Annotated in this window: 11 protein-coding genes and 1 rRNA gene; 10 read left to right on the forward strand and 2 right to left on the reverse strand. The window is 76.0% G+C overall.

Annotated elements, in window-relative coordinates; genetic code table 11:
* On the reverse strand, positions 1-1,966 hold a 1,966-nt coding region (locus FA014_RS12360), incomplete at its 3' end, for a glycogen debranching N-terminal domain-containing protein (protein WP_154729978.1).
* A gap of 191 nt (positions 1,967-2,157) precedes the next feature.
* Here FA014_RS12360 and FA014_RS12365 point away from each other — a divergent pair.
* The 10 genes from FA014_RS12365 to FA014_RS12410 all read left to right on the forward strand — a co-directional run bounded on the left by FA014_RS12365 (position 2,158) and on the right by FA014_RS12410 (position 13,329).
* Positions 2,158-3,186 carry a LacI family DNA-binding transcriptional regulator gene (locus FA014_RS12365; protein WP_154729979.1) on the forward strand — a complete coding sequence of 343 codons (1,029 nt, stop codon included), beginning with the start codon at positions 2,158-2,160 and terminating at the stop codon, positions 3,184-3,186.
* A gap of 36 nt (positions 3,187-3,222) precedes the next feature.
* Positions 3,223-4,494: a sugar ABC transporter substrate-binding protein gene (locus FA014_RS12370; RefSeq protein WP_154729980.1), complete on the forward strand. Its 1,272-nt coding sequence runs from the start codon at positions 3,223-3,225 to the stop codon at positions 4,492-4,494.
* A 4-nt stretch (positions 4,495-4,498) separates the two neighbouring features.
* Complete coding sequence (locus tag FA014_RS12375) at positions 4,499-5,683, forward strand: carbohydrate ABC transporter permease (protein ID WP_154729981.1); 1,185 nt, start codon at positions 4,499-4,501, stop codon at positions 5,681-5,683.
* Positions 5,680-6,600, forward strand: a complete 921-nt coding sequence (locus tag FA014_RS12380) for a carbohydrate ABC transporter permease (RefSeq protein ID WP_154729982.1) — start codon at positions 5,680-5,682, stop codon at positions 6,598-6,600. Before FA014_RS12375 ends, FA014_RS12380 begins: the two co-directional genes overlap by 4 nt.
* A 94-nt stretch (positions 6,601-6,694) precedes the next feature.
* Entirely contained in the window at positions 6,695-8,149 is a 1,455-nt protein-coding gene (locus FA014_RS12385) for a GuaB1 family IMP dehydrogenase-related protein (protein WP_154729983.1), read from the forward strand.
* Positions 8,150-8,296: 147 nt separating this feature from the next.
* A complete protein-coding gene (locus tag FA014_RS12390; protein WP_154729984.1) occupies positions 8,297-9,001 on the forward strand; it encodes a type 1 glutamine amidotransferase in 705 nt (234 codons plus the stop codon).
* On the forward strand, positions 8,998-9,732 hold the full coding sequence (locus FA014_RS12395) for an NUDIX hydrolase (protein WP_230323114.1): 735 nt from the start codon (positions 8,998-9,000) through the stop codon (positions 9,730-9,732). The genes FA014_RS12390 and FA014_RS12395 overlap by 4 nt, the downstream gene beginning before the upstream one ends.
* Before the next feature lie 198 nt (positions 9,733-9,930).
* Positions 9,931-11,487 carry an MATE family efflux transporter gene (locus FA014_RS12400; RefSeq protein ID WP_154729985.1) on the forward strand — a complete coding sequence of 519 codons (1,557 nt, stop codon included), beginning with the start codon at positions 9,931-9,933 and terminating at the stop codon, positions 11,485-11,487.
* 9 nt (positions 11,488-11,496) lie between these two features.
* Complete coding sequence (locus FA014_RS12405) at positions 11,497-12,282, forward strand: EI24 domain-containing protein (protein ID WP_154729986.1); 786 nt, start codon at positions 11,497-11,499, stop codon at positions 12,280-12,282.
* Positions 12,283-12,414: 132 nt separating this feature from the next.
* Positions 12,415-13,329: a phosphotransferase gene (locus FA014_RS12410; RefSeq protein WP_154729987.1), complete on the forward strand. Its 915-nt coding sequence runs from the start codon at positions 12,415-12,417 to the stop codon at positions 13,327-13,329.
* Between the two features lie 649 nt (positions 13,330-13,978).
* Here FA014_RS12410 and rrf read toward each other — a convergent pair.
* Positions 13,979-14,092, reverse strand: a 5S ribosomal RNA gene (rrf, locus tag FA014_RS12415); the annotation flags it as partial.

Consider the following 14,092-nt stretch of genomic DNA (forward strand, 5'->3'; position numbering starts at 1 on the left):
GCACGGCCACCGCGCCCAGCGGCGACGGCACCGGGGGCGCGACGTCCAGCCGGCCGCCCGGCACGTCGGGCGCGAGCCCCAGCGCGGCACCGAGCACGGACACGGCCGCCGCGGCCGACCAGGCCTGCGGGCGGCACGCCGCCGGGTACGGCACGACGCGCGGCACCGTGCCGCGGGCGTCGCCGCCGTACAGCTCCGGCAGCCGGTGGTCGACGTCCTGCGCGGCCGTGAGCAGCCCCTCGGCCAGGGCCGCCGCCTCCCGCGCGTGGCCGGCGCGCGCCAGCCCCTGCACGACGATCGCGGTGTCGTGCGGCCACACCGCGCCGCCGTGGTAGCGCAGCGGCCAGTAGCCCGCCGACTCCGTCGACATGGTGCGCAGGCCGTAGCCGGAGTCCATGTCCGGGCTCGACAGGCGCGCGGCGACCGTCGCCTCCTCCTCGGCCGACAGGATGCCGGTGCCGAGCAGGTGGCCGATGTTCGACGTCACGGTGTCGACGACGCGCTTGTCCGCGTCCAGCGCGATCCCGGGGTAGGCGCCGCGCTCGTCCGACGTCCAGAACGCCGCGCGGAACCGCTCGGCCAGGGCCGCCGCCCACGCGCGCCACCGGTGGCCGCCCTCGCGCCCGAACGCGTCGAGCAGCGCCGCACCGGCCACGGCGGCCTCGTGGGCGTAGCCCTGCACCTCGGCCAGCGCGATCGGGCCGGTCGCGAGCCCGCCGCCCTTCCACTGCACGGAGTCGCCCGAGTCCTTCCAGCCCTGGTTGGCCAGGCCGGAACCGGTCTCGTCGACGTACTCGAGGAACCCGTCCCCGTCGGAGTCCCCGTGGTCCGACATCCAGGCCAGCGCGCGCTCCATGGCCGGCAGCAGCGCCTCGACCTCGTCCGCGGGCATGCCCCAGCGCCACGCGTCGTGCAGCAGGCAGACCCACAGCGGCGTGGCGTCCACCGTGCCGTAGTAGACCGGCGGCAGGACCGTGCCCTCGCCGGGCATCGACAGCTCCGCGCGGCGCACCTCGTGCAGGATCTTGCCGGGCTGCTCCGCCGTCGCCGGGTCGACCGTGGTGCCCTGCAGGGTCGCCAGCGTGCGCAGCGTCCCCGCCGCGAGCTCCGTGCCGAGCGGCAGCAGCATCCGCGCCGCCCAGATCGAGTCCCGGCCGAACAGCGTGAAGAACCACGGCGCGCCCGCGGCGAGGAACACGTCGTCCGGCGCGAACCGGGCGCTCAGCCGCAGCGTGCCGAGGTCGGCGAGCGCCTGGTCCAGCAGGGCGGGCAGCCGGCGGTCGGCCGCGTCCACCTGCAGCGGCTGCCACTCCGGCTCGGCCCGGCGCGGTGCCGTCACGGGCCCCGCCGCGTCGGTGACGTCGAGCGTCCAGGTCCGCACCACGGGGGCGCCGGTCGCGGCGGTCACCGCCCAGGCCAGCCGGACCGTGCCGTCGGCGTCGACCGCGACCTCGGCGCCGGGCGCGGTGAGCACGACGGCCACGTCGGCGTCGGCCCGCCAGCGCGCGCCGCCGTCCCTGCGCTCGGCCGCCGGGGCGTCGCCGACCGGCGAGCCCGACTTGATCCAGTCCATCGGCGTCCCGTCCGGCCGAAGCGCCACCTCCAGGCGCGCCGTCACCGGCTCGGCCGTCGAGCAGGTCAGCGTGAGCGTCTCCGTCACCCGGCCCGGGACCACCTCGCGCAGGCGCTCCAGCCGCGCGGTCGGGTCCGCGCCCGGGCCGTCGACCGAGCGGGCGAGCAGCACCGTGCGGGCCCGCCCGGGACCGTCCGCCCCCGAGGCGACCGCCTCGGGCGCCACGCCGCCCACGGTCAGCCGGGCGCCGCACAGCACGCGGACGTCGCCGTGGTAGACGCCCTGGGCGCCGCGGCCGTCCACCAGGCCGATCTGGCCGTCGGCGTCCGACCACGCCTGCGTGGGGGCGTGGACCGCGACCAGCAGGTCGTGCAGCAGGGGCTGGAGCTCCATGGGTACCTCGTCGTTCGGGAGGGGCGTGCGGTGGTCAGGTGGGGGTCCGCCGAGACCGGATCGTGACCCGGCCGGGACCCGCCCGGCTTGACAGGCCCGGGGGCGCTGGCAACTCTAGGGGCACCCGTTTGAGCGTTCCAATCGCAACTTGGAACGATCATATGCACACCGCCCGACGCGAGGGAGCGCCCATGGACGCCACGACCAGGCCGACGCTGGAGAGCGTCGCCCAGCGCGCCGGGGTGTCCCGCCAGACGGTGTCCAACGTGCTCAACGCCCCGCACCTCGTGCGCGCCGACACCACCGAGCGCGTCCGCGCGGCCATCGACGCCCTCGGCTACCGGCCGTCCTCCGCCGCGCGCCAGCTGCGGACCGGCCGGTCCCGCGTCCTCGGCCTGCGCCTCGAGCCCGTGCACGACGGCATCAACGGCGCCGTGCTCGACCGGTTCCTGCACGCGCTCACCGAGAGCGCCCAGGCCCGCGGCTACCGCGTGATGCTGTTCACCGCGCCCGACGACGACCGCGAGATCGCCCAGTACAGCGAGCTGCTCGACACCGCCGACCTCGACGCCTTCGTCCTCACCAGCACCCACCGCGACGACCGGCGCGCCGCCTGGCTCGCGGAGCGCGACGTGCCGTTCGTGACGTTCGGCCGGCCGTGGGGCGAGCGGCCCGAGGGCGCCGGCGCGCACCCGTGGGTCGACGTCGACGGCTCCGCCGGCACCCGCGCCGCCGTCGACCACCTGCGCCGCCTCGGCCACGAGCGCATCGCCTACCTCGGCTGGCCGGACGGGTCCGACGTCGGCGAGGACCGCGCCGCCGGCTGGGCGTCCGCCATGGTGGACGCCGGCCACGACGGCGGCCTGCTGCGCCGGCTGCACGCCCGCGTCCCCGACGGCGTCGCGGCCGGGGCCCAGGCGACCGAGCGGGTCCTCGCCGACGCCGCCCCCACCGCCGTCGTCTGCGCCTCCGACTCCCTCGCCCTCGGCGCGCTCACCGTCGCCCGCAGCCAGGGAACCACCCTCGCCGTGGTCGGCTTCGACGACACCCCCGTCGCCGCCGCCGTCGGCCTCACCTCCGTGGCCCAGCCGCTCACCGAGGCCGCGCACCGCGCCCTCGACCTCCTGCTCGACCAGCTCGACGGCACCGGCGGCGCGCGCAGCCGCGAGGTCCTCCTGGCCCCGCACCTGGTCGAGCGCGCGTCCAGCCGCACCCCCTGACCCTCCGTGCACCACCCCCTGAAGGAGAGAACCCCCATGCAGCACCGCATCCCCGCCCGAGGGCGGCGCCTCTTCGCCACCACCGCCGCCGGCGCGGCCGGCGTCCTCGCCCTGTCCGCCTGCGGCGGCGGCGGGTTCGACGACGACGGCGCCGACGCCGCGTCGACCGAGGGCGGCGGCTCGCTCAGCATCCTCATCGGCTCGTCCGGCGACGCCGAGACCGACGCCGTCGAGGCCGCCGTCGCCGCGTGGTCCGAGGAGTCCGGCGTCGACGCCACCGTGCAGGTCGCCTCCGACCTCACCCAGGAGCTCAGCCAGGGCTTCGCGTCCGGCGACCCCGCCGACGTGTTCTACGTCAGCGCCGACCAGTTCCAGACCTACGCCGCGAACGGCTCGCTGTACCCGTACGGCTCCGAGCTGGACAACGCCGACGACTTCTACCCGACCCTCGTCGACCAGTTCACCTACGACGACGAGCTCGTCTGCGCGCCCAAGGACTTCTCCACGCTGGGCCTGATCATCAACACCGCCGCCTGGGAGGCCGCGGGCCTCACCGACGCGGACGTCCCGACCACCTGGGACCAGCTCACCGACGTCGCCGGGAAGCTCACCACCGGCGACCAGGTCGGCCTCGGGTTCTCCGGCGAGTACGCCCGCGTCGGCGCGTTCCTCGCCCAGGCCGGCGGCACGCTGGTCAGCGCGGACGGCACCGAGGCCACCGCCGACTCCCCCGAGAACGTCGAGGGCCTCACCTACGTCCAGCAGCTGCTCGCGTCCGGCTCGGCGGCGTACGCCGCCGACCTCGGCACCGGCTGGGGCGGCGAGGCGTTCGGCACCGGCGCCGCCGCGATGACCATCGAGGGCAACTGGATCACCGGCGCCATGGAGAACGACTACCCGGACGTCGACTACCGCGTCGTCGAGCTGCCGGCCGGCCCCGCCGGCCAGGGCACCCTGCAGTTCACCAACTGCTGGGGCGTCGCCGCCGACTCGTCCAGCCAGTCCGACGCCGTCGACCTGGTGCAGTACCTGACCGCCACCGACCAGCAGCTCGCGTTCGCCGAGGCGTTCGGCGTCATGCCGTCCGTGCAGTCCGCGGCGGACGGCTGGAAGGAGCAGTTCCCGGAGATGACCGCGTTCATCGACTCGGCCGGCTTCGCGCAGAACGTCGTCAACGCCCGCGGCGCCGCGGACGTCATCACCGACTTCAACGCCCAGCTCGAGGGCCTGAAGACCGGCGACCCGGCCGCGATCCTCGGCTCGGTGCAGACGAACCTGCAGGCCGTCCTCGACGAGAACGCGTCCTGACACGATGACCGCACAGGCGGCGGTGCCGCTCCGCCGCCGGCGTCGCGGCCCCGGGTCCTCCCGGGGCCGCGAGGCCGCGTCGGGGTGGCTGTTCCTCACCCCGATGCTCGTCGTCCTGGGGCTGTTCCTGGTCGTGCCGGTGCTCATGGCGCTCTGGGTCAGCCTCTCCGACTGGACCGGTCGCGGCAGCCCGCTGTCGTCCGACGTCGGCTTCGTCGGGCTCGACAACTACGAGCGCCTGCTGCTCGGCGGCGGCCTCGCCACCCAGGACTTCGGCACGGCCATGCGCAACAACGCGTACTACGTGCTGCTCGTCGTCCCCCTGCAGACCGCGCTCGCGCTGTTCCTCGCGACGATGGTCAACCGCGCCGCCCTGCGCGGGAAGGGCTTCTTCCGGACGGCGTTCTACTTCCCGTCCGTCACGTCCTCGGTCGCGATCACCGTGCTGTGGCTGTTCCTGTTCTCGGCGTCGGGCACCATCAACGCGATCCTCGCGAAGCTGTCGATCACCGGTCCCAACTGGTTCAACGACCCGCAGGGCGTGCTCCACCTCCTGCTCGGGACCGTCGGCGTGGACACCGCGCCGGCCGCGCTGGCCCAGCACGGGTTCCTCGGCATCTCGCTGTGGGAGTGGGCCGCCGGCCCGTCCGTGGCGATGACGGCGTTCGTCCTGCTGGCGATCTTCACCACCTCCGGCACGTTCATGCTGCTGTTCCTCGCCGCGCTGCAGGCCGTGTCCGCGGAGGTCGAGGAGGCCGCGGTCATGGACGGCGCCAACGGCCGGCAGCGGTTCTTCCGGGTCACCCTGCCCATGCTGCGGCCGACCGTGTTCACCGTCGTCACCCTCGGCCTCATCGGCACCTGGCAGGTCTTCGACCAGATCTACACCGGCACGCAGGGCGGCCCCGCCAAGACCACCCTCACCCCGGCGTACCTGTCGTACACGGCGGCGTTCCAGAACAACGAGTGGGGCCGCGGCGCCGCCATCGCCTTCGTGCTGTTCGGGATCATCGTCCTGCTGACGGTCCTGCAGCGGGTCGTCCTGCGCGAGCGCGACGTCCCCCGGCGCAAGCGGTTCCACCGGGACCCGCCCGCTCCCCCGGCCGCCGTCGCCGCGACCGCCGGGACCACCGGCGGGCCCGGCGCGGGCGCCACCACCTCCACCTCGACGCCCGGGAGCGACCGATGACCGCCGCCACCGTCACCAGCGGCGCGCGGGGCGCGTCCCGCGGCGCGTCCGGCCCCGCGGGCACCGGCGTCCCGCGGGCGCGGCGCAGCCGCCGGCGCCTGCTCGCGTCGTCCTTCACCTACGCCGTGCTGGTCGTCCTCGCGCTGCTGTACGTGTACCCGTTCCTCATCCAGGTCGCGACGTCCTTCAAGACCGACGCCGACGCGGCCCAGAACGCCATCTCGCTCGTCCCGCAGACCTGGTCCACCGCGGCCTACGAGCGGCTGTTCCTGCGCTCCGACTTCCCGCTCTGGTTCCGGAACTCCGTGATCGTCACCGTCGTCGTGACGATCGGGCGGGTGTTCATCAACTCGCTCGCGGGCTACGCGCTGGCGCGGCTGCGGTTCCGCGGCCGCGGGCTCGTGTTCGCCGGCCTCGTCGCGGTCATGGCCGTCCCGAACGTCGTGCTGCTCATCCCGAAGTTCCTCGTGATCAAGCAGGTCGGGATCTACAACTCGTTCGCGGGGCTGATCATCCCGCTGCTCGCGGACGCCGCCGGCATCTTCATCATGAAGAACTTCTTCGAGTCGATCCCGCCGTCGGTCGAGGAGGCCGCCCGGATGGACGGCGCGGGCACCTTCCGGGTGTTCTGGTCCGTCGTGCTGCCGATGGCCCGGCCCGCCCTGGTCACCATCGTCATCCTGTCGTTCCAGGGCTCGTGGAACGAGCTGTCGCACTTCATCGTCGCGTCCCAGGACCCGCAGCTCGTCACCCTCACCAAGGGCGTCGCCCAGCTCGCGTCCGGGCAGCTGTCGCAGGGCACGCAGTACCCGCTCAAGCTGGCGGCCGCGGCGATCATGACCATCCCCGTCGCCGTGCTGTTCTTCGTGTTCCAGAAGCGGATCATGAACCAGAGCGCCGGGGCTGTGAAGGAGTAGTGCGCGTGCCGGGGGGTCCGCGTACGGGGTCGCGGGGTCCCGGGTGGGGCCGGAGGGGCGGCGGGTAGCATCGGGCGGAAAGGGGAACACACCTATGCGCTTCCTGCCCGGGCACCAGCCCTCCTCCGACCTCACCTACGGCGACGTCTTCCTCGTCCCGTCGCGGTCCGAGGTCGCCTCCCGCTTCGACGTCGACCTGGCGTCGACCGACGGCACCGGCACCACCATCCCGGTCGTCGTCGCCAACATGACCGCCGTCGCCGGCCGCCGCATGGCCGAGACCGTGGCCCGCCGCGGCGGCATCGCCGTCCTGCCGCAGGACGTCCCGACCGAGGTCGTCGCCGACGTCGTCGCCTCCGTCAAGGCCAAGCACACCGTCGTCGAGAGCGCCGTGGTCGTGTCCCCGCAGGACACCGTGCACACCGCGCTCACCCTCATCGGCAAGCGCGCGCACGGCGCCGCGGTGGTCGTCGAGGGCGACCGGCCCGTCGGCGTCGTCACCCCCGCCGACTGCGAGGGCGTCGACCGGTTCACCCAGATCGCCGACGTGATGTCCGGCGACCCGACGACCGTCGAGCTCGCCGTCGTCGAGTCCGGCGGGGTCGCGGGCCTGGAGGCCGCCTTCGAGCGGCTGCACGGCTCGCGCCGCAAGTTCTCCCCCGTCGTCCGCGACGGCCGGCTCGTCGGCGTGCTCACCCAGGTCGGCGCCCTGCGCTCGTCGATCTACACCCCCGCGCTCGACGCCCGCGGCCGGCTGCGCGTCGCCGCCGCCGTCGGCGTGAACGGCGACGTCAAGGGCAAGGCCGCCGCGCTCCTCGACGCCGAGGTCGACGTCCTCGTGGTCGACACGGCCCACGGCCACCAGCGCAAGATGCTCGACGCCCTCGAGGCCGTGCGGTCGCTCGACCCCCGCGTGCCCGTCGTCGCCGGCAACGTCGTCACCGCCGAGGGCACCCGCGACCTCATCGCCGCGGGCGCCGACATCGTCAAGGTCGGCGTCGGCCCCGGCGCCATGTGCACCACCCGGATGATGACCGCCGTCGGGCGGCCCCAGTTCTCCGCGGTGCTGGAGTGCGCCGCGGCCGCGCGCGAGCTCGGCAAGCACGTCTGGGCCGACGGCGGGGTGCGGCACCCGCGCGACGTCGCCCTGGCCCTGGCCGCCGGCGCCTCGCAGGTCATGGTCGGGTCCTGGTTCGCCGGCACCCACGAGTCCCCCGGGGACCTGCACGCCGACGGGGACGGGCGCCTGTACAAGGAGAGCTTCGGCATGGCCTCCGCCCGCGCCGTGGCCGCGCGCACCCGCGGCGGGTCCGCCTTCGACCGCGCCCGCAAGGCGCTCTACGAGGAGGGCATCTCCTCCTCGCGGATGTACCTCGACCCCGAGCGCCCGGGCGTCGAGGACCTGATCGACCGGATCACCTCCGGCGTACGGTCCTCGTGCACCTACGTGGGCGCCACCTCGCTCGACGAGCTCGCCGAGCGGGCCGTCGTGGGGATCCAGTCCGCCGCCGGGTACGACGAGGGGCGGCCGCTGCCCGACGGGTGGTGACCGGCGGACGGGACGCGGGCCGGCGGCGCACGCCCCGGCGGCCGCGCGCGTGACCGGACGGACGGGCCCCGCCCGGGGTGGGAGACCCCGGCCCGGGCCCGTCGTCGTCCGGCGGGCACCGCGGCGCGCACCGGTTAGGGTCGCGTCGTGACCCAGCCGCGTCCCGTCCTCGTCCTCACGCACGTCGCGCACGAGGGGCCGGGCCTCGTCGCCCGCGCGCTCGACGGCCTGCCGATCACGACGCGCACCGTGCTGGACGACCCCTCGGCGCGCCTGCCCGCCGTCGCCGACCTCGCCGGGCTCGTCGTCATGGGCGGCCCGCAGGACGCGGACGACGACGCCGGGCACCCGGGCCTCGCCGCCGAGCGCCGGCTGCTGGCCGAGGCGGTGGACGCCGGGCTGCCGACGCTCGGGGTGTGCCTCGGGATGCAGCTGCTCGCCCTGGCCCTCGGGGCGCCGCTGCACCGGCGGCACGGCACCGAGATCGGCTTCGCGCCGGTCGACGTCGTCGCGCACGACCCCCTCCTCGCGCCGGCGGGCCCGCGTCCCACGGTGCTGCACTGGCACGCGGACGCCGTGGACCTGCCGGCCGGGGCCACGCTCCTCGCGTCGACGGGCACCACCCCGGTGCAGGCGTTCCGCGCCGGCTCGGCCGTGGGGACGCAGTTCCACCTCGAGGTCGACGCGACGGTGCTGGACCTCTGGCTGGCGACCCCGCAGATGGTCGCCGACCTCGAGCCCGACGAGGTGGCCGCCATCCGGCTCGGCTCGCGGCAGCACCTCGCCGCGCTGCGACCCGGTGCGGACCTGGGGCTGGCGTCGTTCGCCGCGGCCGTCCGGGAGCGGGCGTGACGGTGCGACCCGCGGCCGCGCCGGGGTCGGGCGGCGCCGACGGGGCCCTGGCCGACCTGGTCGCGCTCTGCGCGGAGCGGCCGGTGTGGGCGCCCGACCCCGAGCGCGCCTTCGACGCACCACCCCCCGGCCGGGAGGCGTCGCACGCCCGGCCCGTCCGGCAGTCGGCGGTGCTGGTCCTGTTCGGCGTCCTCGACGCCGCGCACGCCCGCGCCGACCACCCGGCCGTCGCCGCCGACCTGGACGTGCTGCTCACCCGCCGCTCCCCGACGCTCAGCCACCACCCGGGCCAGGTGTCGTTCCCCGGCGGCGGGATCGACCCGACCGACGCCGGCCCCGAGGCGGCGGCGCTGCGCGAGGCCCGGGAGGAGACGGGCCTCGACCCGGCGGGCGTGCGGGTCCTGGGCACCCTGCCGCTGCTGCCGGTCACGGTGAGCCGCAACCTGGTCACGCCCGTGCTCGCGTGGTGGGACCGCCCCTCGGCCGTGGCGGCGACCGACCCCGCCGAGACCGTCGACGTGTTCCGCGTGCCGGTGGCGGACCTCGTCGACCCGGCGCGGCGCGTCACGACCGTCCTGCGGCGCGCCGGCCACGAGTGGCGCGGCCCGGCGTTCGACGCCGACGGGGTGCTCGTGTGGGGGTTCACCGCGTTCATCCTCGACCGGCTGCTCGACGCCGTCGGCTGGGCGGTCCCGTGGGACGAGGACCGGACGGTGCCCGCGCCGGTGTGACGGTGCGGGCGGCCGCGCCCGGGGTGCGGGCGGCCGCGCCCGGGGTGCGGCCGGGCCTGCCCGGAATCGCCCGGACAATGCCCTGGTCACCGGCGGTCGTAACGATACGATCGGGGTGACGGCGGGACGGCGCGAGCCGACGACCGCCGCCCTCCCCGCCCGCCCCCCACCCCCGTCCTGCCCCGGAGCACTCTCGTCATGGCCAAGGTCCTGACCGCCGGCAGCCCCTGGCGCGTCATCCTCGTGTTCGCCGTCCCCCTGCTGGTGGGCAACGTCGTCCAGCAGCTCTACCAGTTCGCCGACGCCGTCGTCGTCGGCCGCCACCTCGGCGTGGACGCGCTCGCCGCGGTCGGCGCCACGGGCAGCCTGCTGTTCCTGCTGCTCGGCTTCGCCTGGGGCATGACCTCGGGTTTCGCCATCCCCACGGCGCAGGCGTTCGGCGCCCGTGACGCCGCCGCCGTGCGCCGGTCCGTCGCCGCGGGCACGCTCCTCACCGGCGCCGTGAGCGTGCTGCTCACCGTCGCGGCGCCCCTGCTCGCCCGCCCGGCCCTGGCCCTGCTGCGCACCCCCGACGTCCTCATGGCCGAGGCGACGACGTTCGCCCGGGTGAGCTTCCTCGGCGCGGGCGCCATGATGTTCTTCAACTTCCTCGCGGCGATCATCCGCGCGATCGGCGACTCCCGGACGCCGCTGTGGTTCCTGACGCTGGCGTGCGTGCTCAACGTCGTCCTCGTGGTGGTCATGGTCGGGCCGCTGGGCCTCGGCGTCGGCGGGGCCGCCCTCGCGACGGTGGTGTCCCAGGCGCTGTCGGTGGGGCTCTGCCTCGCGTACGTCCGTCGCCGGCTGCCGGTGCTGCACGTGCACCGCGCGGACTGGCGGGTCCCGCGGGCCGAGCTCGTCGAGCACCTGCGGATCGGCCTGCCGATGGGGTTCCAGGCGTCGATCATCGCGATCGGCACCCTCGCCGTGCAGGTGCGGCTGAACACCCTCGGCGCGGACGCGGTGGCCGCGTACACGACGGCGTCCCGGGTGGACGGCCTGGCGGTCGCGCTCCTGCAGTCCCTCGGGCTCGCGGTGTCGATGTTCGTCGCGCAGAACCTCGGCGGCGGCCGCCCCGACCGCATCCGGCAGGGCGTCGTCCAGGCCGCCTGGCTCGCCGTGGCGGGCTCGGCGGTCCTGGGCGTGGTGCTGTTCGCGTCCGGTGGCTGGCTCGTGCGGCTGTTCGTCGGCGACGGCGCCACGGAGGTCGTCCGGCTCGCGACGCAGCTCCTGCACGTCAACGCGGCGCTGTACGCCGTCCTGGGCGTGCTGTTCGTGCTCCGCGGCGCCCTGCAGGGCCTCGGTCGCACCGGCGTGCCCACGCTCACCGGCGTGATCGAGCTGGCGATGCGGGTGGGGGCGGCCGTCGTGCTCGGGGCGGCGTTCGGCTACCTCGGCGTCGTGTGGGGCAACCCGCTCGCCTGGGTCGGCGCCGTGGTGCTCCTCGTGCCGGCGTACCTGCGCGCGCACCGGGCGCTCGCGCACGCGCCGATCGCGCCGCTGGACCGCGTCGGGGCGACGCCGGTGCCGGTGCCCGTGGAGGGGCCGACCGACGGGTCGATGGTCGTGGACGCGGTCGTGCCGCTGCCCGCCGAGGACACGGGCGCCACCCGCCCCGCCGACGCCGCCGACCCCGCGCCCGGACCGGGCGTCCCGACCCCCGCCGCGGGGGCCGACGACGTGCTCCGGCGGCGGGACGACGTGCCCGCGACCTAGGCTGCCCGCATGCAGGAGTTCCTCACAGGCGTCCGCCTGCTCGGCGGCGGCTGGACCTGGTGGCGCCGGCGACCCGGCGCGATGGCCCGCGGCCTCATCCCCGCGGTGATCGTGGGGGCCGTCGTCCTCGCGGCCCTGATCGCGCTCGTCGCGAACCTCGGCACCATCGGCGACCGGCTCACGCCGTTCGCCGACGGCTGGTCGCCGGCGTGGGAGCAGGCCGCCGAGCTCGCCGCGCAGGGCGTGGTGCTCGTGGCCGTCGTGGTCCTGGTCGTCGTGACGTTCACCGCGCTGACGCTCACGGTCGGCGAGCCCTTCTACGACCGGATCTGGCGTGCGGTCGAGCAGGACACCACCGGCACCGTCCCCGAGGGGTCGACCGGCGTCTGGCGCGGGGCCGCCGACGGCGTGGCGCTCCTCGCGCGCGGCCTGGTCGCCGCCGCGGCCGCCGGGCTGCTCGGGCTGATCCCGGTCGTCGGGGCGCCGCTCGGCTGGATCACCGGCGTCACGCTCACCGGGTGGGTCCTCGCGCACGAGCTGTCCTCCCGCGCCCTCGTCGCCCGAGGGCTGTCCCGCCGTGAACGGAACGCGCTGCTCCGCGGCCACCGCGCCCGGGCCCTCGGGTTCGGGGTCGCGACCCAGCTGTGCTTCCTCGTCCCCGGCGGCGCTGTCGCGACGATGCCCGCCGCCGTGGCCGGGTCGACGCTGCTGGCGCAGTCGGTGCTGCCCCGGACCGGGGTGCCGACCGGTCGGCCGGGTGCCGCGGGCACCGGCGTGGCGGTCCCGGGGAGCTGAGGTCCACGACCCCGCAGCGAGATGACGCGCGCGATCCGTGAGGCAGCGGTCGGCGTGTAGCCTGGCCGGCCGTCGCCAGCGCCGCCCGCCGTCTATGCCCGGGCGGTACACCCTTCCCGAGGAGCCCCCGCCGTGCCCGCGAAGCCACCTGCCGAGGTCGACCTGACGACCGGGCTCGTCCATGCGCTGCTCGCCGACCAGCACCCGGACCTCGCCGCGCTCCCCCTCCGGCTGGTCGCGCACGGCTGGGACAACGCGACCTTCCGGCTGGGCGACGACCTCGCGGTGCGCCTCCCCCGGCGGGAGGCGGCCGCGCACCTCGTCGAGCACGAGCAGCGCTGGCTCCCGACCCTCGCCGCGCTGTGCCCGGTGCCGGTGCCGGCCCCCGTCCGGGTGGGTCGGCCGAGCGAGCGCTTCCGCTGGTCGTGGAGCGTCGTCCCCTGGATCGAGGGCGAGCACGCCGCCGACGAGCCGGTTCCCGACCGCACGCGCTGGGCGGCCCCCCTTGCCGAGGCGCTCGAGGCGCTGCACGTCCCGGCGCCCGCGGGCGCACCGGTCAACCCCGTCCGCGGCGGGGCGCTCGCCGGGCGGGCGGCGGCGCTCCGGGCGAGGGTGGACGCGGGCCACCTCGACGACCTCGGACCCGGCGCACGCGCCGGCGTGGACGGCATCTGGCACGACGCCCTGGCCGCCCCCGCCTGGCCGGGACCACCGGTGTGGGTGCACGGCGACCCGCACCCGGCGAACCTCGTCACCCGCGGCGGGCTGCTGACCGGCCTGCTCGACTTCGGCGACGTGACGTCGGGCGACCCCGCCTGCGACCTCGCGACCGCCTGGCTCACCTTCGACGCCGCCGGCCGCGCCGCCTTCCGCGCCCGCGCGGATGCGCTCGCCGACTCCCGCGGGCCCGACGACCCGGGACGCTGGAGCCGTGCAGCGGGCTGGGCCCTCGTGATGGCGGCGGCGATGGTCACCCACGGCGACGACGACCCCGTGATCGGCACGATCGGCACCCACGCCTTGACCGAGCTGCTCCGAGGAGCCTGACCCGCGCCACCACCCGACCCGGCCCCGGGCGGGACGCCCGCACGCGACGCCCCCCGCGCGACGCCCCTCGCGGGACGCCCGCACGCGACACCCGGGCGCGCCCCCAGGGCGCGCCCCCAGGGCGCGACCCCAGGGCGCGACCCCAGGGCGCGATCGCCCAGATGGCAGCACATGCTGCTTCCGGGGCGTCGAAGCCAGCATGTCCTACATGCTCGGCGGGAACGGGCACGCGGGTACGGGTTCGGGAGCCGACGCACGGCGCGCCATCGGCAGACGAAACCCGTCTCGCCGCCGGAGACCAGCGCACGGCGCGCCATAGGGAACCGGCGCTCGTCTCACCGCGCACCAGCCCACGTCTCACCGCGAACCGTCCGACGTCTCGCGGGGCCGCTCACGGCTGCCGCGCGCAGCTCCGGGGCTCTTGCCCGCCGAGCGTGCAGAACTTGCTGCCTTCGGCCGCCCGGAACCCCGCGGGTACTGCACACTCGGCGAACGGTCGAGCCGGGGGCCTCGGGCGTGCAGTGGAGCGGGGTGCCCCGGGCCCGCGGTGGAGCGGGGTGGCCCCGGCCGCGCACGTGTCGCGAGCGGTGGATTCTGGGTGCATAAACAGAGAAAGCCACCCCCGAAGGGGTGGCTTTCTCTGAATGATGTCCGGCGGCGTCCTACTCTCCCACACCCTGGCGAGTGCAGTACCATCGGCGCTGAAGGGCTTAGCTTCCGGGTTCGGAATGGGACCGGGCGTTTCCCCTTCGCTATGACCGCC

This window comes from Cellulomonas hominis (genome assembly GCF_005239125.1).
Taxonomy (GTDB): domain Bacteria; phylum Actinomycetota; class Actinomycetes; order Actinomycetales; family Cellulomonadaceae; genus Cellulomonas; species Cellulomonas hominis_A.